This window comes from Pseudomonas sp. TUM25319, assembly GCF_056388475.1.
On the sequence record NZ_CM150751.1, the window covers coordinates 2461128 to 2483936 of the forward strand.

Consider the following 22809-nt stretch of genomic DNA (forward strand, 5'->3'; position numbering starts at 1 on the left):
TCAGCTCCCTCCACGGATGCGGCGGACGATTTCGAACAGGTCGGCCTGCTCGACCCAGACCATGCACTTGATGCTCACCGGAATCACGACCAAGGCGCTGGCGAATGCCGCCACGCCGGAGTTCAGGACGGGAGCGAAAGCCAGTGCCACGGGAGCAAACAGGTAGCCAACCCCGACCGACAGGGTCAGCGAACCGATCCGCTGCCAGACCTTGAGGTCGCGCTTGGTACTGGTCACCAGCCAAGCGCCCAGGACAGCACCGAATAGGGCGCCCCCGTCGATCAGCGGCACGGCGGTGGCCAGGCCAAGGCCCATCAGCACGCCGGCAATGGTTGAGGAAGTCGGGTCAGCCATGGTGTGTCGTCCTTTTCGTTGTCAGTCCCATAGGTTCACCATCGCCCTGGTCGGGGCCGAGGATTGAAGGTCGGGGAGGTTGACCAGCAGGCCGGTGGGCAACTGCGGGCCGTGGTCTGCAAGGCCGGGGTTGGCGTCGAGCACTGCCTCAACCACGCCGGCCGTGCGGCCATAGTGCCGCCAGCAGAGGGCGTCGACGGTGTCGTTCTGGATCGTGCGCAGTTGGGCAGGCATCACAGCAGCTCGACGGTGGTGCGCGACTTTTCCAAAAAGTCACGGATGGCCCAGCGCTGGTCGCGCCGGTAGTCCTCGATCGTCGGGGCTTCGTCGTCGGCTTTCTTGCTTCCGCTGGCGGTGGTGTCGTAGCTGCGGTACCGCTCGCAGACTTCGGCGCCGGTGGCCGCTTCGATGGCGCGACCATACAGGTAGAGGTGCTTGGTGGTGTCGGCGACGGGCATGCTCGGAAAGTCGGCCAAGGCGGTGATGCCCTCGGCGAGCTTCGCAAGGCGCCACTCGTCCAGCTCGTCGTTGACGCTGATTGCCGCCGCGATGACAGCAGTTTCAAGCCGTGCAGCGGTGACGCTTGAGTCGATCCGCAGCGTGGCGCGTAGCTTGTCGATGTCGATCGACGGCCAGAAGGCGTCCGTATTGATGTGCGCACCAGGTGCAGGGGCGCTGGCCGGTAGGCCGCCGGCAATAAATCCGCTCATCGTCGCATGCTCTGAAAAGTCGGCGGTGGTCGGGGTTTCACAGGGAGGCCAGTGACTGGCCGCTGATCGCCCCGAGCCGCCGGGGTTGCGTGGGACGCTCGGTTAGCCGGTGGTGCCGGCGTGTATCTTGAGGAGGCGCTCGGCGCGCCCCAGGTCTGTCTTGCCACCGCAGGCGCCGTGCAGCTCGATGGCGCGTTTCAGCAGCTCGATGCCGGCGGCGATCTGACCAGGCTGGCCCGGCGTTTCGTCGTCCAGACCTTCCAGTGTGGCCTTGCCCAGGGCGAGCATTAGCTTGGCCCTTGCTTCGTCCGGCATGTCGTAGTCGGCGGTGAGTTCTGCCGTGCGGGTCAGCGTGTCGCGGGAGAAGGACTCGCCGGCCCTTTGAGCCTTGAGTGCTGCAGTCGCGACTTCCTCGGCAACCACGCAGCCGGTGGTCCGGTTGAACCGGTCGGGCATTTTCAAGCCGTGCTGCAGGACGTAGGCCGCAACGTCGAGGCCCCCGTCGAAGTCGCCGGCGTCGAAGCGCCAGACCATGACAGTGACCACCACGTCGTCCTGCGCGCCTTGGCCGGCCTGCAACACGCCATCGATGTATGGCATGTAGTCAGGAAGAAGCTCGGCTTTGAGCTTGCCCTTGGCCTCTCCGGACTGGAGCTGCTTGAGGCGGAACTGATCCTGCTGGAGCTTGGCCATCATGATTTCGTATTGCGTGGCGCCGTCCATGGTCTGCTCAGGAGCTATGGCCGCAGCAGCTTGGGCGGCGCTGACACGCTGAAAGTGGCGTCGGCAGGGGTTGGTCATGTCGACGCTCCTCAACTGATCTCGATGTTTTCTGCCAGTGCAGCGCAGCCGAGATCCTCGACCACATACGCCTCATTCACCGACTCGAAGTTCTCGATACGATCTCGGGAGGCATTGTCGACAACGGTGCGACGACGGGTGTTTTCCTGCCAGTAGATGGACAGGTTATCCAGCCTGGTGACGAACAGGCCGTTGGCCGGGAAGTGCGGCACACGGACTGCAGGGAGGTTGCCGATACGCTTCTGGCTGGTGACGATGTCGGCAGCCAGCATCTCGGTTGGCGCCTGGTTCTTGTTGATGATTGGGAAGTACTTGTCGGCCAGAATCTTCCTGCCGCAGACAACTACTAGCTCTGTGTCTTCCTGATACCAGGGATCGATCAGCTCGTTCACCATCGCGAATACCAGGGCATCGATGTTCTCGAAGTCTTTGCCGGACCCGATCTGGATCTTGCCGCTTCCATCGACAACTTCGGACATGACTCGTGGAGCGTTTTCGATCCGCATTTTTTGCAGCCAGCCGATGTTCACATCCTGGAGCAACGGATTGGTAGACGAGTTCGAGGTAGCAGCGCGACTGATGCCGTTCCATCCAATGCAGATGCGGTTCAATGCCATCAGCTTGATGATTGCGTCCCGGATAAGAGATTGAAATTCCGGGAATTTTGCCCAGGCGTCGAGCTTGGCGTACTTGAGGTGTGTATCGAAGTTGGTCTGGGTGCAGACGTAACCGCGGTCATCCAGGCCGCTTGGATCACGAGTTTCGCGAGCTTTGACGTCGGTGTCGGTGGTTCCGGCGATGTTGCCACTGACGCCGAGGCCGATCTTTTCGCCCATCTGATCTTGTACGCCATAGATGTTGATGGACGTCAGGAATTGGCTGGACTCCTGGATACGGCTTTCCAGCTTCTGCGCGACCGCGGGTGCAGCGGCAAACTTGGTGGTGACGCTTGGCACACCGTGGAGCTTCGCAAGTTGCTCCAGGTAGGCGTTGAAAAGGGCGCGAGTTTCATTACGCATGGGGTTCTCCGGTAATCCTTGCCTTGGTTGGTCCGTGTTCAGGTCAGCAGTCGGTAACGTCGCGACCATCACCACCGGTTACCGGCGGGCGCTTTTGAGTGTTGTGGTCTTGGGTTTTTCCAAGGCGATCTACCAGCGTGCCGAGGTCTGCGGTCAGCTTGTCGACCTTGCTGGAAAGCTGGGTGCGTGCGGCCTTCTCGGCCACGAAAAGATCGTTCTGATCTTTGGCATGAGTGGCCAGCGCCTCGACGGCGTCGGTCAGTTCGCTGAATTGTTGGTCATCCTTGACCGACTTCTCCTTGCTCTTGCCGAGTGCGTCCAGAACCCGTGAGAACAGACCGGAGGTCTTGGTCTCTTGGGCCTGTACTTCCTCGAAGTCCAACTCGGTTTCCAACGCCTCGGTGAACATCGAGGTCGCGGAGTAATGCCGGTCCTTGAAAGGACTGGCTTCAGGTTTCTGCGCGGAGAAGGCCAGCACCTCGGTGCCCAGGCTTGCGGGTGAGTCGGTAACGGCCAGGCCGACGATGTATGCCTCGCCGGTATCGGAAAAACTGTCATCGATCTCGATCGACGTGTAGATCTTCTGCCGTGCCTTGTTCATGGCGATCAGGTCATCGGTCGGCTCAATCTGCGCGAATAGAGCAAGTTTCTTTTGGCCGTTGATCTCGACCTCTTCGGCCTTGACGGCAGCGATGTCGCCATAGGCTTTGAACGGACTGTCAGGCAGCACGCTGCGGAAATGCTCGAGCCAAACGCGGGCGCCGTAGGTGGCTTGGTTGAAGTTCTTCGCAGCTTGCTCAAGCCAGGAGCGTTCGATCTTGCGCTTGTCGGTGGTTGCGCCTTCAACGGCGACCCGGAACCACTTGGAACGGTATTTCTTCATCAGGAGCTGTCCTCAATGCGTTTCGGCGGTTGCCGTTGCGTTGATGGCATGGTCGGCAGTGCGCACGGTCACGGCAACGCGGCGACGTTGTAGGGAGCGGTCCTACAGGGTGCGCAGATAGGGGATCGCGTGCGCGAACGGCAGCATCGGCGCCATGGAAACCATCGTCGACTTACCTACCGATCACCGCCGGCACGCCAAGCACTTGTATTGGCAGGGCTATCGCGTGTGCGAGATCGCCGAGCTGATCGGCGAGAAGGAAAAGACCCTCCACAGTTGGAAGAACCGCGACGAGTGGGACCGGGCCACGCCGCTGCAGCGCATTCAGGCCGCGACGGAAGCTCGCCTGGTGCAGCTCCTCCTGAAGGACCCAAAGTCGGGGACGGACTTCAAAGAGATCGATCTGCTGCACCGCCAACTGGAGCGGCAGGCGCGGATCGAGCGCTTCCAGGCCGGCGGTACCGAAACCGACTTGAACCCGGAGCTGGCCAAGCGCAACGCGGGCGAGAAGCGCAAACCCAAGCGCAACGAGATCCCCGAGGAACTGACCGAGAAGTTGGTCGAGGCCTTCGTCGAGGGCTGTTTCGACTACCAGCTCGACTGGTACCGCGCTGGGAACCAGCGAACCCGCGCCATCCTCAAGAGCCGCCAGATCGGCGCCACGTTCTACTTCGCCAGGGAGGCGCTGATCGACGCCCTGACCACCGGGCGCAATCAGATTTTCCTATCGGCAAGCAAGGCGCAGGCCCACATCTTCAAGGCCTACATCCAGGCGTTCGCCCGCGACACCATCGGCGTGGAACTGATCGGTGATCCGATCATTCTGTCCAACGGAGCCGAGCTGCATTTCCTCGGTACCAACGCCCGTACTGCCCAGGGCTATCACGGGAATTTCTACTTCGACGAGTTTTTCTGGACCTTCAAGTTCAAGGAACTGAACAAGGTCGCGTCCGGCATGGCGATGCAGAAGCGCTACCGCCGGACCTATTTCTCTACGCCCAGCTCAATGGCGCACGAAGCCTATTCCTTCTGGACCGGCGAGCGGTTCAACAAGGGCAAGCCGGCTGCCCAGCACTTGAAACTGGATGTCAGCCACAGCGCCCTGCAGCAGGGCCGGCTGTGCGAAGACAGGGTCTGGCGGCAGATCGTCACGATCCTCGACGCCGAGGAGCGCGGCTGCGACCTTTTCGACATCGATGAGCTGCGGCTCGAATACGACGCCGCCGCGTTCCAGAACCTGCTGATGTGCCAGTTCGTCGACGATGGGGCCAGCATCTTCCCGTTAACCATGCTGCAGCCGTGCATGGTGGACAGTTGGTCTAACTGGGACGACTACAAGCCGTTCGCGGCCAGGCCCTTTGCCGATCGGCAGGTATGGGTGGGGTATGACCCCGCGGAAACCGGGGATTCGGCCGGCCTGGTCGTGGTCGCGCCGCCGCTTGTGCCCGGCGGCAAGTTCCGGGTGCTTGAGCGCCATCAGTTCCGGGGCATGGACTTCAACGACCAGGCCAAGACGATCCGCAAGGTGACTGAGCGCTACTGGGTCACGTACATCGGCATCGACACCACCGGCATCGGTGGCGCGGTTGCGCAGTTGGTCAAGCAGTTCTTCCCGGCCGTCCGGGCGTTTTCCTACAACGTCGAATTGAAGGGGCGCCTGGTGATGAAGGCCTGGGACGTTATCAGCAAGGGCCGGCTGGAGTTCGACGCCGGCTGGACGGACCTCGCCCAGGCACTGATGGCCGTCCGCAAGACGGTCACTCCCGGCGGACGACAGTTCACCTTCGTCGCCGGTCGTACCGAAACCACCGGTCACGCTGACCTGGCCTGGGCGCTATTCCACGCAATTCATAACGAGCCTCTGGAAGGCCAGACGGCGACGAACACAGGGTTCATGGAGATCTACCAATGAGCGAACACAACGGCGGGCAGGCCCCGGTCGTCGAGGGGGAACTGCTGGCTCAAGGGCAGGGCAGCAAGGCGATGGCGTTCTCGTTCGGGGAGCCGGTACCGGTGCTCGATGGGCGCGAGATCCTGGACTACCTGGAGTGCTGGTCCAACGGGCGATGGTATGAGCCGCCGGTCTCGCTCGACGGACTGGCCCGGTCGACGCGGGCGAGCGTGTACCTGCAGTCCGGGCTCAACTTCAAACGCAACATGCTGGTCCGAACCTTCCGACCGCACCGGCTATTGAGCCGTCAGGCCTTCGAGCAGATCGTCATGGACTGGGGGTGGTGCGGGAATCTGTACCTGGAGAAGCGCGACAACATGCTCGGCCGGGCTCTGGGTCTACAGCCATGCCTGGCCAAGTACATGCGCCGCGGTACTGACCTTGACACCTACTATCAGGTGCGCGGGTGGAAGGACGAACACCAGTTCAAGACCGGCAGCGTCTGCCACTTGCGCGAGGCCGACATCAATCAGGAGGTCTACGGGTTGCCGGAGTGGATGGCGGCCCTGCAGAGCGCGCTGTTGAACGAAAGCGCGACGCTGTTCCGGCGCAAGTACTACCAGAACGGCAGCCATGCTGGATTCGTCCTTTATATGACCGATGCCGTCCAGAACGAGAAATTCGTCGACGACCTGCGTGAGGCCATGAAGAACAGCAAGGGACCGGGCAACTTCCGCAACCTGTTCATGTACGCACCTGGTGGGAAAAAGGACGGCATCCAGTTGCTGCCGATCAGCGAGGTGGCGGCGAAGGACGACTTCGCGGCGATCAAGAACATCAGCCGCGACGACCTGCTGGCGGCTCTGCGGATCCCGCCGCAACTGATGGGGGTGGTGCCGCAGAACGCCGGCGGGTTCGGCTCGATCCGCGAGGCGACGGAGGTCTGGGCGGTGAACGAGTTGGAGCCCGTGCAGGCGCGACTGGCCCAGGTGAATGATTGGCTGGGGGAGGAGGTTGTCAGCTTCCAGCCGTTTGAATTGCCGCCGAAGGCGTAACCCCGAGGCGTTGCAAGGAGGGCGATCGGACGGTCGCCTGAGGACTATTGAAAGGACTATTGATGTCGCAACCGATTTTTCCCTGGATGGGCGGCAAGCGCCGCATGGCAAAGCACATCCTGCCCGAGTTTCCCGACCATGACTGTTATGTAGAGCCATTCTGCGGAGGTGCCGCGCTTTTCTTTATGAAGGAACCCAGCCGGGTCGAGGTCATTAACGACTTTGATGGGGAGGTGGTGAACCTCTACCGAGTGGTCGCCCATCACCTGGAGGAACTGATCCGCCAGTTCAAGTGGTCGTTGGTCAGCCGGAAGATGTTCGAGTGGGCCAACATGCAGGCCGTGCAGACGCTGACGGACATCCAGCGCGCCGCACGCTTCTTCTATTTGCAGCAGTTGTGCTTCGGAGCGAAGCCAACCAGCCGGACGTTCGGTACCGCCACCACCTCGGCTCCGCGGCTGAATCTACTTCGTATCGAGGAGAAACTCAGCGAGGCGCACCTGCGTCTGGCCAGGACTACCGTGGAGCACCTCGACTGGCAGGAATGTGTCCGCCGGTATGATCGAGAGCACACGCTCTTCTACCTGGATCCCCCGTACTGGGACACGGCGGGCTACTGTCCAGGTCAGTTCGGCTTCGAGCAGTACTTGGCCATGGCCGACCTGGCCAAGTCGTGTAGCGGGAAGATGGTCATCTCGATCAACGACCATCCGCAGATCCGGGAGGTATTCGCGGATCTGCGCCTGAAGGTGGTGCCGTTTCGCCACATGGTCAGCGGGAAAGGAGGGAAGGCAGCCAACGAGTTGATCTACTTCAACTGGTGACCGCTTGGTGCAGCAAAAAGCCGTCCTTGTGACGGTTTTTTTGTGTCTCGGTGGACCTAAAAAAGCCGAATTGAGGTATGCAAAACCCCAGTAAATCCTAGCACTTTGGCTGTATTCAAACCATCGATTTTTAAGGTTTGGCCCAGTATTTACGGGGGTTCTGGCTTCTTTTCTTTCCGCTCCGCGATCGATGCCAGAACCTCTTCATCACTTGGCATCCGCATGCCCCAAGTCGGAAAGGTGCCTGGGTGTACTCCTCGAGCAAGTTCGTCTTTATGTGGCTCGCGCCGTTCATGCAATTGGCGCCGGAGATCGATGATCTGACGGTTCAGGCGCTCATTGATCTCAACAAGCTGATGGATGTCATCGTTCGCCTTGGCCAGACGAAGCCAGACGTCTTCACGCTCATGCTTTAGCAGCACCACCTGGTGGCGCAGCATCTCTTCCCGCGTGGGTGTACCCAGTTCGAATCCGCTGTCATCAACGAGCACGGCTCGCACTCCACTTAATGCTGTATGAATGAACAGTATCAGCGATTTTCCTGATTCGCGAGCCAAGCCGACGACCGAGCGCGGCGCAGGGATTTTTCACCCGGCGCGCGTCACTTCCCCCACGCCACGCCGGCGGGCTAAATGTCCCACTTTTTCCGCGCCCCTGCGCCCCAGCAGAGGCCATGCAGGCTATGGGCGGTCGTGGGGCATACGGTGGGCAATATCCCTGCGAATCCCTGCGAGGGTGGCTTTCTTTCGCTGAGGATCGCGCCTCTGTCTGGGCTTTTCAGGTTGGCCTTCAAAAATAGGTAATTTTGGTTAGGTCGGGTGCCAACCAGTGCTCCAGCCCTTGAGCGATAGGGCCTCCAGCGATTACCTCGAAAGGTAATTTGAGGTAAGGCAAAAGGTAATTTTTTTCTAAGTGACTGATTTTAAAAGATTTGATTTTTCGTCCTGCCAACCTTTCTCAGAGGTAATCCAATTACCTTTCAATTACCAAAAAATTACCTTTTTTAAAAACGCTGGAGCCCTTGAACTACGTGGCCTCCAGAGCATTTTGAAAATCAAATTACCAAAATTACCTTTTTTTGATGGGTCAACATGAAACGGCGATTTCCTGCCTGCCCGGCGCCTGCGCAGTGACGTCCACAACCAGACTGGGAACATCTTGGGAACAAAAAAGCTTGCATGCCCTACCTGCAAGCCCCTAGAATCGCGGCCCGCAAGCAGGGTGGTAGCAGGTTGATGAGTTCGAGTCTCTTCGTCCGCACCATTCAAGTTCTCACCGCCTTCTGCTGAGGCAGGTGAAAACCGTTAGTTGTATCGCAATATGGTGGACGTAGCTCAGTTGGTAGAGCGCAGGATTGTGATTCCTGTGGTCGAGGGTTCGATTCCCTTCGTCCACCCCATATTTCAGAAGGCGCCCGATGAAAATCCGGCGCCTTTTGCTTTTGGCGTTTCAGGCTCTTCGGGGGCTGGAGCCCGTGCAGAGAGGCCGCATTGCGCGGCCTTTTGCTTTTTTCAGGCATGAGATGTCGCTTTCTGTTGCGTGGCGAATTCCGCGCTGCTCGACGGCTAGCAAGTCATGAATGAAAGCTGTTAGATTTCAGGCGGTTGACCCAATGCCGCTACGTTGTAGAGCAAGGTAGAAAGATGATCGCGAAAGAATCCCGTCAAGCGCTTGCGCTGGAGCGCTTCGCTGAGGCCAATCCGCAGTTGCTGGCAGAAATCGCCGCCCTGAGCGAGGTCGAGCAGCAGCAACAGATCCAGTGGGCGTTCGAGGATGAAGCCCAGGAGCAGGGTATCGAGCCCTGGGAATTGACGCTGCGCCTGGTTGCCGAATCGCCGGAGGAGCTGCAGGTCATGCGCCTGGAGGTTCATCGCGAGGTGGCAGAAGCCTTGGGAATGAGTTGGGAAGAGTACTGCGATTTCAATGAGATCGACGGTCAGGCTTCCTGAATTGTTGTGAATCAATTCATTCGCTCGGGTGGGCGAGCCCTCTGTTTCAGTGGCTGCGACGTTGTTTGGCTCTCGCCCGGGCTGTTGTCGAAATCAATGAAGATCGGCGCCATTCGCCTCCGGGCCGAACAGGGTGACTTCTGGTGTTCGAGCTACTAGAATGCTTGCCCTTGATTCTGGAGTCGGGTATCGCCGGCTAACGTCTGTGCAACGAGGAATATCCATGCAAGTTTCTGTTGAAAATACTTCCGCTCTCGAGCGCCGCATGACCATCGGCGTCCCGGCCGAGCGCATCGAGACCGAAGTCAACAAGCGTCTGCAGCAGACTGCCCGTCGCGCCAAGGTCCCGGGCTTCCGTCCTGGCAAGGTGCCAATGAGCGTGATCCGTCAGCGCTACGAAGATGCAGCCCGTCAGGAAGCCCTGGGCGACCTGATCCAGGCGACCTTCTACGAGGCTGTCGTCGAGCAGAAGCTGAACCCGGCTGGTGCGCCTGCCGTCGAGCCAAAGGTCTTCGAGAAAGGCAAGGACCTGGAATACATCGCCACCTTCGAAGTGTTCCCTGAGTTCACCGTTGCCGGCTTCGATTCCATCGCTGTCGAGCGCCTGAGCGCCGAAGTCGCCGATGCCGACCTCGACAACATGCTGGAAGTGCTGCGCAAGCAGAACACCCGTTTCGAAGTAGCCGAGCGTGCTGCCCAGAACGAAGACCAGCTGAACATCGACTTCGTTGGCAAGATCGACGGCGAAGCGTTCGCCGGTGGTTCGGCCAAGGGCACTCAGCTGGTGCTGGGTTCCGGTCGCATGATTCCGGGCTTCGAAGAAGGTCTGGTTGGCGCCAAGGCTGGTGAAGAGCGCGTTCTGACCCTGACCTTCCCCGAGGACTACCAGAACCTGGACCTGGCTGGCAAAGCTGCCGAGTTCACCGTCACCGTCAACAGCGTTTCCGAGCCGAAGCTGCCTGAGCTGAACGAAGAGTTCTTCGCCCAGTTCGGCATCAAGGAAACCGGCCTGGACGGCTTCCGCACCGAAGTTCGCAAGAACATGGAGCGTGAACTGCGCCAGGCAATCAAGACCAAGGTCAAGAATCAGGTAATGGACGGCCTGCTGGCTGCCAACCCGATCGAAGTGCCGAAGGCCCTGCTGGAAAACGAAGTGAACCGCCTGCGCGTTCAGGCTGTTCAGCAGTTCGGTGGCAACATCAAGCCTGAGCAACTGCCGGCAGAGCTGTTCGAAGAACAAGCCAAGCGTCGCGTCGTGCTGGGTCTGATCGTCGCTGAAGTGGTCAAGCAGAACGAACTGAAGCCGGACGAAGACCGCGTTCGCGAGCTGATTCAGGAAATGGCCTCGGCCTATCAGGAGCCAGAGCAAGTTGTGGCCTGGTACTACAAGAACGACCAGCAACTGAACGAAGTTCGTTCGGTTGTGCTGGAAGAACAAGTTGTAGATACTGTCCTGCAGAAAGCGACTGTGACCGACAAGTCGGTCTCGTATGAAGAAGCTGTCAAGCCAGCACAGGCACCTGCCGCCGCTGAGTGATTTCCTTCTTTGTAGGAAAACCCCACAAGCCAGCCTTCGCGCTGGCTTGTGCGTATTCAAGCCACGACTATTTGGGAGTGAGTGCAGGACATGTCCCGCAATTCTTATATTCAGCAGAGCTCTGACATCCAGGCCGCCGGCGGCCTGGTCCCGATGGTTATCGAGCAGTCCGCCCGTGGCGAACGTGCCTATGACATTTACTCGCGCCTGTTGAAGGAGCGCGTAATCTTCCTGGTGGGTCCGGTAGAGGACTACATGGCCAACCTGGTTGTGGCGCAACTGCTGTTCCTTGAAGCGGAAAACCCGGACAAGGATATCCATCTCTACATCAACTCCCCAGGCGGATCGGTGACTGCCGGCATGTCGATCTACGACACCATGCAGTTCATCAAGCCTGATGTCTCCACCATCTGCATCGGTCAGGCCTGCAGCATGGGCGCCTTCCTGCTCGCGGCTGGTGCCGCTGGCAAGCGCCACTGCCTGCCGAACTCGCGGGTGATGATTCACCAGCCGCTTGGCGGCTTCCAGGGCCAGGCGACCGATATCGAGATCCATGCCCAGGAAATCCTCAACATCAAGGCGCGCCTGAATGATCTGCTGGCTCACCACACGGGCCAGGATCTGGAGACAATCAAGCGCGACACCGAGCGTGACAATTTCATGAGCGCCCAGCGCGCAGCCGAGTACGGCCTGATCGACTCGGTCTACGACAAGCGGCAACTGGTTTCCTGATCCAGGGTGCCAGAGCAGGCAGGCGCGGAAAGCGCCTACCTGCGGACTTGAAAAAGCCCGCAATTGCCTTCATCTTGTGTTGCAAGCCTACCGGATTGGATCGATCGAATGACTGACACCCGTAACGGCGAGGACAACGGCAAATTGCTCTATTGCTCCTTCTGCGGCAAAAGCCAGCATGAAGTGCGCAAGTTGATTGCCGGCCCCTCGGTATTTATCTGCGACGAGTGCGTCGACCTGTGCAATGACATCATCCGTGAGGAGGTGCAGGAAGCCCAGGCCGAAAGCAGCGCGCATAAATTGCCTTCGCCGAAAGAAATCAGCGCCATCCTGGACCAGTACGTCATTGGTCAGGAGCGCGCGAAAAAGGTTCTGGCCGTAGCGGTGTACAACCACTACAAGCGCCTGAATCAACGCGACAAGAAATCCGACGACGTCGAACTGGGCAAGAGCAACATCCTGCTCATCGGCCCGACGGGTTCGGGCAAGACCCTGCTTGCCGAAACCCTGGCACGGCTGCTGAATGTTCCGTTCACCATCGCTGACGCAACCACGCTGACCGAGGCGGGCTACGTGGGCGAAGACGTCGAGAACATCATTCAGAAGCTGCTGCAGAAATGCGATTACGATGTCGAGAAGGCCCAGATGGGCATTGTCTACATCGACGAAATCGACAAGATCTCGCGCAAGTCCGACAACCCGTCCATCACCCGCGATGTCTCGGGCGAGGGCGTGCAGCAGGCGTTGCTGAAGCTGATCGAGGGCACTGTTGCCTCGGTTCCGCCGCAGGGTGGTCGCAAACACCCTCAGCAGGAGTTCCTGCAGGTCGATACGCGCAACATCCTGTTCATCTGCGGTGGTGCCTTCTCCGGTCTGGAGAAAGTCATCCAGCAGCGCTCCACTCGCGGCGGCATCGGCTTCGGTGCCGAAGTTCGCAGCAAGGAAGAGGGCAAGAAGGTTGGTGAATCGCTGCGCGAAGTCGAGCCGGATGATCTGGTCAAGTTCGGTCTGATTCCAGAGTTCGTGGGTCGTCTGCCAGTGCTGGCAACCCTCGACGAACTGGATGAAGCTGCGCTGATGCAGATCCTGACGGAGCCGAAGAACGCCTTGACCAAGCAGTACGGCAAGCTGTTCGAGATGGAAGGCGTCGATCTGGAGTTCCGCAGCGATGCGCTCAAGTCGGTGGCCCGCAAGGCCCTGGAGCGCAAGACCGGTGCTCGCGGCCTGCGTTCGATCCTCGAAGGCATTCTGCTCGACACCATGTACGAGATTCCTTCGCAGAAGGATGTCAGCAAGGTGGTCATCGACGAGAGCGTCATCGATGGCACTTCGCAGCCGCTGTTGATCTACGAGAACAGCGAGCCGCAAGCCAAGGCCGCACCGGACGCCTGAGTCCGGAAAGGCAGTGAAACACGCAAGGGGCCTACGGGCCCCTTTGCTTTTCCTGTCGCAGAGCTTGTTTTTTTCCGGGGCTGCCCCCACATTAACTCCAAGCTCAAATTTCCATCGGATTACGGCCACAAGGCCGCTGTAGAGGCGAAATCATGAAGACAACCCTCGACTTGCCTCTTTTGCCATTGCGCGACGTCGTTGTTTACCCGCACATGGTTATCCCGCTGTTCGTGGGGCGTGAGAAGTCCATCGAAGCCCTCGAGGCTGCGATGACCGGTGAGAAGCAAATTCTTTTGCTGGCTCAAAAAAATCCTGCCGATGATGATCCGGGTGAAGATGCGCTTTATCGCGTCGGTACCATTGCCACCGTTCTCCAGCTGTTGAAACTGCCCGATGGTACCGTCAAGGTGCTGGTCGAGGGCGAGCAGCGCGGCTCGGTCGAACGGTTCGTCGAGGTTGACGGGCACATTCGCGCCGATGTCTCTCTCATTGACGAAGTCGATGCCGCTGACCGCGAATCCGAAGTGTTCGTGCGCAGCCTGCTTTCGCAGTTCGAGCAATATGTCCAGTTGGGCAAGAAAGTCCCTGCAGAAGTCCTCTCCTCCCTGAACAGCATCGATGAGCCTGGCCGCCTGGTCGATACCATGGCTGCGCACATGGCGCTGAAGATCGAGCAGAAGCAGGAGATTCTCGAGATCATCGATCTGGCCGCGCGGGTGGAGCATGTGCTTGCTCTCCTGGATGCCGAAATCGACCTGCTGCAGGTCGAGAAGCGCATTCGCGGGCGGGTCAAGAAACAGATGGAGCGCAGCCAGCGCGAGTACTACCTGAATGAGCAGATGAAGGCCATTCAGAAAGAGCTGGGTGATAGCGATGAAGGACATAACGAAGTCGAGGAGCTGAAGAAGCGTCTCGAAGCCGCCGGCTTGCCGAAGGATGCCTACGCCAAGGCACAGGCCGAGCTGAACAAGCTCAAGCAGATGTCGCCGATGTCGGCCGAGGCTACCGTGGTCCGCTCCTACCTCGACTGGCTGGTGCAGGTACCGTGGAAGGCGCAGAGCAAGGTGCGCATGGACCTGGCCAAGGCCGAGGAAATCCTCGATGCCGACCACTACGGCCTGGAAGAGGTCAAGGAACGCATTCTTGAGTACCTTGCCGTGCAAAAGCGCGTCAAGAAGATCCGTGGGCCCGTGCTTTGCCTCGTCGGGCCTCCGGGTGTCGGCAAGACGTCGCTGGCGGAATCCATCGCCAGCGCCACCAATCGCAAGTTCGTGCGCATGGCCCTTGGCGGCGTGCGTGATGAAGCCGAGATTCGTGGTCACCGTCGCACCTACATCGGCTCGATGCCGGGTCGCCTGATCCAGAAAATGACCAAGGTGGGTGTGCGCAACCCGCTGTTCCTGCTCGACGAGATCGACAAGATGGGCAGCGACATGCGAGGGGATCCGGCATCCGCGCTGCTGGAAGTGCTCGACCCGGAGCAGAACCACAACTTCAATGATCACTATCTGGAAGTCGACTACGACCTGTCCGATGTGATGTTCCTCTGCACCTCGAACTCTATGAATATCCCGCCTGCGCTGCTGGACCGGATGGAAGTCATCCGTCTGCCGGGATACACCGAGGACGAGAAGATCAATATCGCGGTGAAGTACCTGCTGCCGAAGCAGATCAAGGCCAACGGCCTGAAGAAAGCCGAGCTGGAAGTCGACGTGGCCGCCATCCGCGACATCATCCGCTACTACACCCGCGAAGCCGGTGTGCGTGGGCTGGAGCGGCAGATCGCCAAAGTCTGCCGCAAGGTGGTCAAGGAATTCACCGGGCAGAAGCCGGTCGGCGTGAAGGTCGGCAGCGATCGTCTGGAGCATTTCCTGGGCGTACGCAAGTTCCGCTATGGCCTGGCCGAGCAGCAGGACCAGGTCGGTCAGGTGACCGGTCTGGCCTGGACGCAGGTGGGTGGTGAATTGCTCACTATCGAGGCGGCCGTCGTTCCCGGCAAAGGCCAGTTGATCAAGACCGGTTCGCTGGGCGATGTGATGGTAGAGTCGATCACCGCCGCGCAAACCGTGGTCCGCAGCCGGGCGCAGAGTCTGGGTATTCCGGCGGATTTCCATGAGAAGCGCGATACGCACATCCACATGCCCGAAGGCGCTACCCCCAAGGATGGCCCAAGTGCTGGCATCGGCATGTGCACCGCGCTGGTTTCGGCACTCACCCAGATCCCGGTGCGTGCGGATGTGGCCATGACCGGTGAGATCACCCTGCGTGGCCAGGTGCTCGCAATTGGTGGTTTGAAGGAAAAACTGCTCGCCGCTCATCGTGGTGGAATCAAGACAGTCATCATTCCAGAAGAAAACGTGCGAGATCTGAAGGAAATTCCTGACAATATTAAGCAGGATCTTCAGATTAAACCCGTCAAATGGATTGACGAAGTCCTCCAAATTGCGCTGCAATACGCCCCGGAGCCCTTGCCGGATGTAGCTCCCGAGATTGTCGCCAAGGATGAAAAACGCGACAGTGATTCCAAGGAACGAATCAGTACACACTAGTCAGTATTTTGTGGAGTGGCTTTTCTGACCGTTTTCAAGGTCCTTGCTTTAAAGGCACTTAAGTGTCGAAGGCCGCTCCACACAGGTTTCAGCTTTTCATTAAATAGTTAGAAACAAACTCAATAGAGAATAAGGGGACTTATAGTGAATAAAAGCGAACTGATTGACGCTATCGCAGCATCCGCTGATATCCCGAAAGCTGTTGCCGGCCGTGCGCTGGACGCAGTCATTGAATCGGTTACCGGTGCCCTGAAAGAAGGCGACGACGTGGTTCTGGTCGGGTTCGGTACTTTCTCCGTGAAAGAGCGCGCCGAGCGTACTGGCCGTAACCCGCAAACCGGCAAGGCTATCAAGATCGCCGCTGCCAAGGTTCCTGGCTTCAAGGCTGGCAAAGGCCTGAAAGACGCCGTCAACTGAGACGTTCTTTCCAGGCTTTCGCCTAACCGGGCCGCTCTTCGTGATCGGCCCGCAAGCGAGGCAAGGGCGATCGCGAATTCGCCGGCTTCGCGCGTTACGAGAAGGCGCATCCACGGATGCGCCTTTCTTTTATCAGGACTCTACCCACGCTCCGCGGCTGTGCAGTAGACACATCCGTTTCTGGGGGACGCATGCTGCAGAATATCAGGGACAATTCACAGGGTTGGATTGCCAAGACCATCATCGGTGTCATCGTGGTGCTGATGGCGCTGACCGGCTTTGACGCCATTTTCCAGGCCGTCAACCACGACAAGGATGCTGCCAAGGTCAACGGTGACACCATCAGCCAGAACGAGCTGAGCCAGGCGGTCGACATGCAACGTCGCCAACTGATGCAGCGGCTGGGCAAGGATTTCGATCCTTCGCTGCTCGACGACAAGATGCTGCGCGAGGCTGCGCTCAAGGGCCTCATCGAGCGGCAGTTGCTGCTGCAAGGCGCGCATGATGCCAAGTTCTCGTTCTCCGATGCCGCGCTGGATCAGGTGATCCTGCAGGCACCTGACTTCCAGGTAGACGGCAAGTTCAGCGCAGAGCGCTTCGACCTGGTCATTCGCCAGATGGGTTACGGCCGCTTGCAGTTCCGCGAGATGCTGGCCCAGGAAATGCTGATCGGGCAACTGCGTGCCGGTCTGGCGGGCAGTGGTTTCGTCACTGATGCTCAGGTCGATGCCTTCGCCCGCCTGGAGAAGCAGACCCGTGATTTCGCTTCGCTGACCTTCAAGGCCGATCCTGCCGCCAGCAAGGTGACCGACGAAGAGGTCAAGGCGCACTACGATGAACACGCCAAGGAGTTCATGAGCCCGGATCAGGTCGTTATCGACTACATCGAGCTGAAGAAGTCCTCCTTCTTCGATCAGGTCAAGGTCAGTGATGACGAGTTGCAGGACCTGTACCAGAAAGAAATCGCCAACCTCGCCGAGCAGCGCCACGCCGCGCACATTCTGGTGGAGGTCAACGACAAGCAGGACGAGACCAAGGCCAAGGCCCGCGTCGAGGACATCCAGCAGCGCCTGGCCAAAGGCGAAGATTTCGCCGCACTGGCCAAAGAGTTCTCGCAGGATTCGGGTTCTGCCAGCAAAGGTGGTGACCTGGGCTATGCGGGCAAAGGTGCCTATGACCCGGCCTTCGAAGACGCGCTGTACGCGTTGAGCAAGGATCAGGTGTCTGCACCGGTGCGTACCGAGTACGGCTTCCACCTGATCAAGCTGTTGGGCGTCCAGGCACCTGAGGTGCCGACCTTCGCCAGCCTGAAGGACAAGCTGACTCACGAACTGAAGACCCAGCAGGTCGAGCAGCGTTTCGTCGAGGTGACCAAGCAGCTCGAGGACTCGGCGTTCGAAGCCTCCGACCTGGCACAGCCTGCACAGGACCTGGGCTTGAAGGTGCATACCTCCGAGCCGTTCGGTCGCGAGGGTGGCGAAGGGATCACGGCCAACCGCCAGGTGATCCAGGCAGCGTTCAGCGAAGAGGTGTTGAACGAAGGCTCCAACAGTTCGGCGATCGAGCTGGATCCTGAAACCGTTGTCGTCATCCGTGCCAAGGAACACCGCAAGCCGGAACAACTGCCGCTGGAAGCGGTATCCGATGCCATTCGCACGCATCTGGCCCGTGAGCAGGCGACCGCTGCGGTAAAAGTCAGGACCGAGGCGCTTATCGCCGGTCTGCGTGACGGCAAGGTAGCTTACCAGCCGGTTCAGGATGGCCAGGCATGGAAAGTCCAGGAGGCAGTCACCCGCGTCCAGGATGGCATCGATCCGGTCGAGCTGCAGGCGCTGTTCCGCATGGGCAAGCCTGAAGCCAAGGACAAGCCGGTGTACTCCAGCGTCACCCTGAGAGACGGCAGCGTGGTGGTACTGCGCTTGAACGGCGTCAACGAAGGCGCTGCGGCCAGTGAGCAGGAGAAGGGCGAATACCGCCGTTATCTCGCTTCCCGTGCCGGCCAGCAGGATTTCGTAGCGTACCGCAAGCAGCTGGAAACCAAGGCGGACATCACCCGTTACTGAGTGACGCCGCTTCATTGAAAAAGGCCGCTGATGCGGCCTTTTTCATGGGCGCCCGACTCAATCCAGGGCAAAAGAAAAGGCCGCATCAGCGGCCTTTTCCCTTCCCGGAGAGTTACTCCGAGATATCGCCCATGGCGGTGGTGTTGAAGCCACCGTCCACGTACATGATTTCACCGCTGACGCCCGACGCCAGGTCGGAGCAGAGGAAGGCGCCGGCGTTGCCGACTTCTTCGATGGTGACGTTGCGACGCAGTGGCGTCTGTGCTTCGTTGGCGGCCAGCATCTTGCGGAAGCTCTTGATGCCCGAAGCGGCGAGGGTGCGGATCGGACCGGCGGATATGGCGTTGACGCGGGTGCCTTCCGGGCCGAGGCTGCCGGCCAGGTAGCGTACACCGGCTTCCAGGCTGGCCTTGGCCATGCCCATCACGTTGTAGTTCGGCATGGTGCGCTCGGCGCCCAGGTACGACAGGGTCAGCAGGCTGCCATTGCGGCCTTTCATCAGTTCACGACCGGCCTTGGCCAGTGCGACGAAGCTGTAGGCGCTGATGTCGTGAGCGATGCGGAAGCCCTCACGGGTGGTGACTTCGGTGAAGTCGCCGTCGAGCTGGTCGCCCGGGGCGAAGCCTACGGAGTGCACGATGCAGTCCAGGCCGTCCCACTTCTTGCTCAGTTCCTCGAAGACCTTGGCGATGTCGTCGTCATTGGCAACGTCGCAAGGGAAGCACAGCTCAGGGTTGGAGCCCCAGCCCGCGGCGAACTCTTCGACGCGGCCCTTGAGCTTTTCGTTCTGGTAGGTGAAGGCAAGTTCTGCGCCCTCGCGATGCATGGCGGCGGCGATGCCGGATGCGATGGACAGTTTGCTGGCGACACCGACGATCAGTACGCGCTTACCGGCGAGAAAACCCATGTGTTGTTCCTCTTCAGGTTATATCGACAGCTGTGGGAGCCAGGAATGCGGCTTCCAGCAGCTGCTGTGTATAGGGATGTTGTGGTTCGGCGAAAATACCCGCCGCCGGACCTTGTTCCACCACCTGACCCTGCTTGACCACCATCAACTGGTGGCTGAGCGCCTTGACCACCGCCAGGTCATGGCTGATGAACAGGTAGGTCAGGTTGTACTTGGTCTGCAGCGCACGCAGCAGTTCCACCACCTGGCGCTGAACGGTCCGGTCGAGCGCCGAAGTGGGCTCGTCCAGCAGTATCAGCGCCGGTTTCAATACCAGTGCCCGGGCAATGGCAATCCTTTGTCGCTGGCCTCCGGAAAACTCGTGAGGGTAGCGGTGCCGGGTTTCCGGGTCCAGACCTACTTCCCTCAAGGCGTCCATGATGGCCTGTTCCTGTTCCGCCTCCGTGCCTATCCGATGAATGCGCAGGCCCTCTCCGACGATATCGCCTACGCACATGCGTGGGCTGAGGCTGCCGAAGGGGTCCTGGAAGACCACCTGCATCTGCCGTCTCAGCGGCCGCACCTGTTGTTGCGTCAACCCGTTCAGGGGTTGACCCTGAAAGCGGATGGCGCCTTTGCTGGCGATCAGTCGCAGGATCGCCAGGCCCAGTGTCGACTTGCCGGATCCACTTTCGCCAACGATCCCCAGGGTCTGGCCCTGAGGCAGGCTGAAGTTGATGCCATCCACTGCCTTTACATGATCGACGGTCTTGCGCAGCAGGCCTTTCTTGATCGGGAACCAGACACGCAGGTCCTCGACTTCCAGCATCGGCGCACCCACCGGGTTGGCGGCGGGCTTGCCGCTGGGCTCGGCGCCGAGCAGCATTTGCGTGTACGGATGCTGGGGCGCGCGGAACAGTTCGTCACACGACGCTTGTTCGACGATGCAACCGCGCTGCATGACACATACGCGGTGAGCAATTCTTTTCACCAGGTTCAAATCGTGACTGATCAGTAGCAGCGCCATGCCCAGCTTGGCCTGCAATCGCTTGAGCAGTTCGAGGATTTTCAGTTGTACGGTGACGTCCAGTGCGGTGGTCGGTTCGTCGGCGATCAGCAGCTCCGGCTCGTTGGCCAGGGCCATGGCGATCATCACCCGTTGACGCTGGCCACCGGACAATTCATGGGGCAGGGCCTTGAGGCGCTTGGCCGGTTCGGGAATGCCCACCAGCTCCAGCAGTTCCAGGGTGCGTGCGGTCGCTTCCTTGCCGCGCAGGCCCTTGTGCAGCATCAGCACTTCGTTGATCTGCTTCTCGATGTTGTGCAACGGGTTCAGCGAGGTCATCGGCTCCTGGAAGATCATCGCGATGCGGTTGCCACGGATGTGGCGCATCTTTTTTTCGTCCAGTGTCAGCAAGTCCTGGCCGTCGTAGCGGATGCTTCCGGAGGGGTGCCGCGCCAGCGGATACGGCAGCAGGCGCAGGATCGAGTGGGCTGTGACCGATTTGCCCGAACCGCTTTCGCCCACCAGTGCCAGGGTCTCGCCGCGGCGGATATCGAAGCTGACGTTCTCCACGACACGCTGTTGCTGCGCACCGGTGACGAACTCGACCGCGAGGTCGCGTACTTCGATCAAGGTGTCCTTGTTCATGTCATTTCCTCGGGTCGAAGGCATCGCGGGCGGATTCGCCGATGAACACCAGCAGGCTGAGCATCACTGCCAGCACGGCGAAAGCGCTGATGCCGAGCCAGGGCGCCTGGAGGTTGGATTTGCCCTGGGACACCAGCTCTCCGAGGGAAGGCGCCCCCGGCGGCAGGCCGAAGCCGAGAAAGTCCAGAGCGGTCAGGGTGCCGATGGCGCCGGTGAGAATGAAGGGCATGAACGTCATGGTCGAGACCATGGCGTTGGGCAGGATGTGCCGGTACATGATCGCGGCATTCTGCATGCCCAGGGCGCGGGCGGCGCGTACATATTCCAGGTTGCGACCGCGCAGGAACTCGGCGCGCACCACGTCCACCAGGCTCATCCATGAGAACAGCAGCATGATTCCCAGCAGCCACCAGAAATTCGGCTGGACGAAACTGGCAAGGATGATCAGCAGGTACAGCACCGGCAGGCCCGACCAGATTTCCAGGAAACGCTGCCCGGCAAGATCGACCCAGCCGCCATAGAAGCCCTGCAGTGCACCGGCGATGACGCCAATGATGGAACTGAGCACGGTGAGTGTCAGGGCAAACAGCACCGAGATGCGGAAGCCATAGATCACCCGGGCCAGCACATCGCGGCCCTGATCGTCGGTGCCCAGCCAGTTCTGCGCTGAAGGCGGGGCAGGAGCCGGGACTTTCAGGTCGTAGTTGATGCTCTGGTAGCTGAACGGAATCGGCGCCCACACCACCCAGCTCTGCTTCTTCTCCAGCAGGTCGCGGATGTAGGGGCTCTTGTAGTTGGCTTCCAGCGGGAATTCCCCGCCGAAGGTGGTTTCCGGGTAACGCTTGAACGCCGGGAAGTAGAACTCGCCGTCGTAGCGCACCACCAGTGGCTTGTCGTTGGCGATCAGTTCGGCGCCAAGGCTCAGGCCGAACAGGATCAGGAACAGCCACAGCGACCACCAGCCACGGCGGTTGGCCTTGAAGCGCTCGAAGCGGCGGCGGTTGAGAGGGGATAGCGTCATCTCAGTGCTCCCGGCTTTCGAAGTCGATGCGTGGGTCGACCAGGGTGTAGGTCAGGTCACCGATCAGTTTCACCACCAACCCCAGCAGGGTGAAAATGAACAGCGTGCCGAACACCACCGGATAGTCGCGGTTGATGGCCGCCTCGAAGCTCATCAGGCCCAGGCCGTCGAGCGAGAAGATCACTTCCACCAGCAGCGAGCCGGTGAAGAAGATACCGATGAAGGCCGAGGGGAAGCCGGCGATCACCAGCAGCATGGCGTTGCGGAATACGTGGCCATAGAGCACGCGGTTCGGCGTCAGCCCTTTGGCCTTGGCGGTCACCACGTATTGCTTGTTGATCTCGTCGAGGAAGCTGTTCTTGGTCAGCAGGGTCATGGTGGCGAAGTTGCCGATGACCAGCGCGGTAATGGGCAGGGCCAGGTGCCAGAAATAATCGGTGATCTTGCCCCAGGTGCTCAGTTCGTCGAAGTTGCTCGATGTCAGGCCACGCAAAGGGAACCAGTCCAGATAGCTGCCGCCGGCGAACACCACGATCAGCAGGATGGCGAAGAGAAACGCGGGGATCGCATAGCCGATGATGATCGCCGAGCTGGTCCAGACATCGAAGTGACTGCCATGGCGGGTTGCCTTGGCGATACCCAGTGGGATCGACACCAGGTACATGATCAGCGTGCTCCATAGCCCGAGGGAAATGGACACCGGCAGTTTCTCGGCGATCAGGTCGACCACCTTGGCATCGCGGAAGAAGCTGTCGCCGAAATCGAGTCGGGCGTAGTTCTTGATCATGATCCACAGGCGTTCCGGCGCGGACTTGTCGAAGCCATACATCCGCTCGATTTCCTGGATCAGCGCCGGGTCCAGGCCCTGTGCGCCGCGATAGTTGGAACCGGCCACCGACACTTCGGCACCGCCACCGGCGATGCGGCTCGTGGCGCCCTCGAAACCCTCGAGCTTGGCGATCATCTGTTCCACCGGGCCGCCTGGAGCGGCCTGGATGATGACGAAGTTGATGATCAGGATGCCCAGCAGCGTAGGGATGATCAGCAGCAGGCGCCGCAGGATATAGGCCAACAT

General features: G+C 59.9%; 21 protein-coding genes and 1 tRNA gene. 11 read left to right on the forward strand and 11 right to left on the reverse strand.

Annotated elements, in window-relative coordinates:
* The 6 genes from AC05QJ_RS11705 to AC05QJ_RS11730 form a co-directional block, all read right to left on the reverse strand.
* Complete coding sequence (locus AC05QJ_RS11705; protein WP_476747007.1) at positions 1-354, reverse strand: putative holin; 354 nt, start codon at positions 352-354, stop codon at positions 1-3.
* Positions 355-375: 21 nt separating this feature from the next.
* Positions 376-588 carry a tail protein X gene (locus AC05QJ_RS11710; RefSeq protein ID WP_476747918.1) on the reverse strand — a complete coding sequence of 71 codons (213 nt, stop codon included), beginning with the start codon at positions 586-588 and terminating at the stop codon, positions 376-378.
* Positions 588-1064, reverse strand: coding sequence for a head completion/stabilization protein (locus AC05QJ_RS11715; RefSeq protein ID WP_476747008.1), 477 nt, complete (start codon positions 1062-1064; stop codon positions 588-590). The genes AC05QJ_RS11710 and AC05QJ_RS11715 overlap by 1 nt, the downstream gene beginning before the upstream one ends.
* Before the next feature lie 102 nt (positions 1065-1166).
* Positions 1167-1865 (reverse strand): phage terminase small subunit, encoded by a 699-nt coding sequence (locus AC05QJ_RS11720; protein WP_476747009.1) that lies wholly within the window; start codon positions 1863-1865, stop codon positions 1167-1169.
* A gap of 11 nt (positions 1866-1876) precedes the next feature.
* Positions 1877-2884, reverse strand: coding sequence for a phage major capsid protein, P2 family (locus AC05QJ_RS11725; protein ID WP_476747010.1), 1008 nt, complete (start codon positions 2882-2884; stop codon positions 1877-1879).
* Positions 2885-2927: 43 nt separating this feature from the next.
* Positions 2928-3767 carry a GPO family capsid scaffolding protein gene (locus AC05QJ_RS11730; protein WP_476747011.1) on the reverse strand — a complete coding sequence of 280 codons (840 nt, stop codon included), beginning with the start codon at positions 3765-3767 and terminating at the stop codon, positions 2928-2930.
* A 154-nt stretch (positions 3768-3921) separates the two neighbouring features.
* On the opposite strand from AC05QJ_RS11730, the gene AC05QJ_RS11735 reads away from it, so the two are divergent.
* The 3 genes from AC05QJ_RS11735 to AC05QJ_RS11745 all read left to right on the forward strand — a co-directional run bounded on the left by AC05QJ_RS11735 (position 3922) and on the right by AC05QJ_RS11745 (position 7537).
* Positions 3922-5679 (forward strand): terminase ATPase subunit family protein, encoded by a 1758-nt coding sequence (locus AC05QJ_RS11735; protein WP_476747012.1) that lies wholly within the window; start codon positions 3922-3924, stop codon positions 5677-5679.
* Complete coding sequence (locus AC05QJ_RS11740; protein ID WP_476747013.1) at positions 5676-6713, forward strand: phage portal protein; 1038 nt, start codon at positions 5676-5678, stop codon at positions 6711-6713. Before AC05QJ_RS11735 ends, AC05QJ_RS11740 begins: the two co-directional genes overlap by 4 nt.
* A gap of 62 nt (positions 6714-6775) precedes the next feature.
* On the forward strand, positions 6776-7537 hold the full coding sequence (locus AC05QJ_RS11745; RefSeq protein WP_476747014.1) for a DNA adenine methylase: 762 nt from the start codon (positions 6776-6778) through the stop codon (positions 7535-7537).
* Positions 7538-7686: 149 nt separating this feature from the next.
* Here the strand turns inward: AC05QJ_RS11745 and AC05QJ_RS11750 are convergent, their stop codons facing one another.
* Complete coding sequence (locus tag AC05QJ_RS11750) at positions 7687-8028, reverse strand: hypothetical protein (RefSeq protein WP_476747015.1); 342 nt, start codon at positions 8026-8028, stop codon at positions 7687-7689.
* A gap of 832 nt (positions 8029-8860) precedes the next feature.
* Between AC05QJ_RS11750 and AC05QJ_RS11755 the strand changes: the two genes are divergently transcribed.
* The 8 genes from AC05QJ_RS11755 to AC05QJ_RS11790 all read left to right on the forward strand — a co-directional run bounded on the left by AC05QJ_RS11755 (position 8861) and on the right by AC05QJ_RS11790 (position 18176).
* Positions 8861-8936, forward strand: a tRNA-His gene (locus AC05QJ_RS11755).
* A 244-nt stretch (positions 8937-9180) separates the two neighbouring features.
* Entirely contained in the window at positions 9181-9486 is a 306-nt protein-coding gene (locus AC05QJ_RS11760; RefSeq protein ID WP_476747016.1) for a DUF6388 family protein, read from the forward strand.
* A 223-nt stretch (positions 9487-9709) separates the two neighbouring features.
* Complete coding sequence (gene tig / locus AC05QJ_RS11765) at positions 9710-11023, forward strand: trigger factor (RefSeq protein ID WP_476747017.1); 1314 nt, start codon at positions 9710-9712, stop codon at positions 11021-11023.
* Between the two features lie 90 nt (positions 11024-11113).
* Positions 11114-11755 (forward strand): ATP-dependent Clp endopeptidase proteolytic subunit ClpP, encoded by a 642-nt coding sequence (gene clpP / locus AC05QJ_RS11770; protein WP_476747018.1) that lies wholly within the window; start codon positions 11114-11116, stop codon positions 11753-11755.
* 108 nt (positions 11756-11863) lie between these two features.
* Positions 11864-13147, forward strand: a complete 1284-nt coding sequence (gene clpX / locus AC05QJ_RS11775; RefSeq protein WP_476747019.1) for an ATP-dependent Clp protease ATP-binding subunit ClpX — start codon at positions 11864-11866, stop codon at positions 13145-13147.
* Between the two features lie 152 nt (positions 13148-13299).
* Positions 13300-15696: an endopeptidase La gene (lon, locus tag AC05QJ_RS11780; protein WP_476747020.1), complete on the forward strand. Its 2397-nt coding sequence runs from the start codon at positions 13300-13302 to the stop codon at positions 15694-15696.
* Positions 15697-15840: 144 nt separating this feature from the next.
* Positions 15841-16113: a nucleoid-associated protein HU-beta gene (hupB, locus tag AC05QJ_RS11785; RefSeq protein ID WP_476747021.1), complete on the forward strand. Its 273-nt coding sequence runs from the start codon at positions 15841-15843 to the stop codon at positions 16111-16113.
* A 191-nt stretch (positions 16114-16304) separates the two neighbouring features.
* Positions 16305-18176 carry a SurA N-terminal domain-containing protein gene (locus AC05QJ_RS11790; RefSeq protein ID WP_476747022.1) on the forward strand — a complete coding sequence of 624 codons (1872 nt, stop codon included), beginning with the start codon at positions 16305-16307 and terminating at the stop codon, positions 18174-18176.
* Positions 18177-18288: 112 nt separating this feature from the next.
* Here the strand turns inward: AC05QJ_RS11790 and fabI are convergent, their stop codons facing one another.
* Genes fabI through AC05QJ_RS11810 form a run of 4 tightly spaced genes read right to left on the reverse strand, consistent with a single transcriptional unit; the run spans position 18289 to position 22809 of the window.
* Complete coding sequence (gene fabI, locus AC05QJ_RS11795) at positions 18289-19083, reverse strand: enoyl-ACP reductase FabI (protein WP_316918938.1); 795 nt, start codon at positions 19081-19083, stop codon at positions 18289-18291.
* A 13-nt stretch (positions 19084-19096) separates the two neighbouring features.
* A complete protein-coding gene (locus AC05QJ_RS11800; protein ID WP_476747023.1) occupies positions 19097-20713 on the reverse strand; it encodes an ABC transporter ATP-binding protein in 1617 nt (538 codons plus the stop codon).
* A gap of 1 nt (position 20714) precedes the next feature.
* Entirely contained in the window at positions 20715-21734 is a 1020-nt protein-coding gene (locus AC05QJ_RS11805) for an ABC transporter permease (RefSeq protein ID WP_476747024.1), read from the reverse strand.
* Between the two features lies 1 nt (position 21735).
* Entirely contained in the window at positions 21736-22809 is a 1074-nt protein-coding gene (locus AC05QJ_RS11810) for a microcin C ABC transporter permease YejB (RefSeq protein WP_476747025.1), read from the reverse strand.

Bases quoted from the DNA above. Each gene is read 5' to 3' on its own strand.
- AC05QJ_RS11715 (WP_476747008.1), bottom strand. From the start codon at position 1,064: ATGAGCGGATTTATTGCCGGCGGCCTACCGGCCAGCGCCCCTGCACCT.
- AC05QJ_RS11790 (WP_476747022.1), top strand. From the start codon at position 16,305: ATGCTGCAGAATATCAGGGACAATTCACAGGGTTGGATTGCCAAGACC.
- clpX (WP_476747019.1), top strand. From the start codon at position 11,864: ATGACTGACACCCGTAACGGCGAGGACAACGGCAAATTGCTCTATTGC.
- AC05QJ_RS11760 (WP_476747016.1), top strand. From the start codon at position 9,181: ATGATCGCGAAAGAATCCCGTCAAGCGCTTGCGCTGGAGCGCTTCGCT.
- AC05QJ_RS11800 (WP_476747023.1), bottom strand. From the start codon at position 20,713: ATGAACAAGGACACCTTGATCGAAGTACGCGACCTCGCGGTCGAGTTC.
- AC05QJ_RS11745 (WP_476747014.1), top strand. From the start codon at position 6,776: ATGTCGCAACCGATTTTTCCCTGGATGGGCGGCAAGCGCCGCATGGCA.
- AC05QJ_RS11735 (WP_476747012.1), top strand. From the start codon at position 3,922: ATGGAAACCATCGTCGACTTACCTACCGATCACCGCCGGCACGCCAAG.
- fabI (WP_316918938.1), bottom strand. From the start codon at position 19,083: ATGGGTTTTCTCGCCGGTAAGCGCGTACTGATCGTCGGTGTCGCCAGC.
- AC05QJ_RS11720 (WP_476747009.1), bottom strand. From the start codon at position 1,865: ATGACCAACCCCTGCCGACGCCACTTTCAGCGTGTCAGCGCCGCCCAA.
- AC05QJ_RS11740 (WP_476747013.1), top strand. From the start codon at position 5,676: ATGAGCGAACACAACGGCGGGCAGGCCCCGGTCGTCGAGGGGGAACTG.
- AC05QJ_RS11810 (WP_476747025.1), bottom strand. From the start codon at position 22,809: ATGTTGGCCTATATCCTGCGGCGCCTGCTGCTGATCATCCCTACGCTG.
- AC05QJ_RS11805 (WP_476747024.1), bottom strand. From the start codon at position 21,734: ATGACGCTATCCCCTCTCAACCGCCGCCGCTTCGAGCGCTTCAAGGCC.
- AC05QJ_RS11725 (WP_476747010.1), bottom strand. From the start codon at position 2,884: ATGCGTAATGAAACTCGCGCCCTTTTCAACGCCTACCTGGAGCAACTT.
- tig (WP_476747017.1), top strand. From the start codon at position 9,710: ATGCAAGTTTCTGTTGAAAATACTTCCGCTCTCGAGCGCCGCATGACC.
- AC05QJ_RS11730 (WP_476747011.1), bottom strand. From the start codon at position 3,767: ATGAAGAAATACCGTTCCAAGTGGTTCCGGGTCGCCGTTGAAGGCGCA.
- AC05QJ_RS11710 (WP_476747918.1), bottom strand. From the start codon at position 588: ATGCCTGCCCAACTGCGCACGATCCAGAACGACACCGTCGACGCCCTC.
- AC05QJ_RS11705 (WP_476747007.1), bottom strand. From the start codon at position 354: ATGGCTGACCCGACTTCCTCAACCATTGCCGGCGTGCTGATGGGCCTT.
- lon (WP_476747020.1), top strand. From the start codon at position 13,300: ATGAAGACAACCCTCGACTTGCCTCTTTTGCCATTGCGCGACGTCGTT.
- clpP (WP_476747018.1), top strand. From the start codon at position 11,114: ATGTCCCGCAATTCTTATATTCAGCAGAGCTCTGACATCCAGGCCGCC.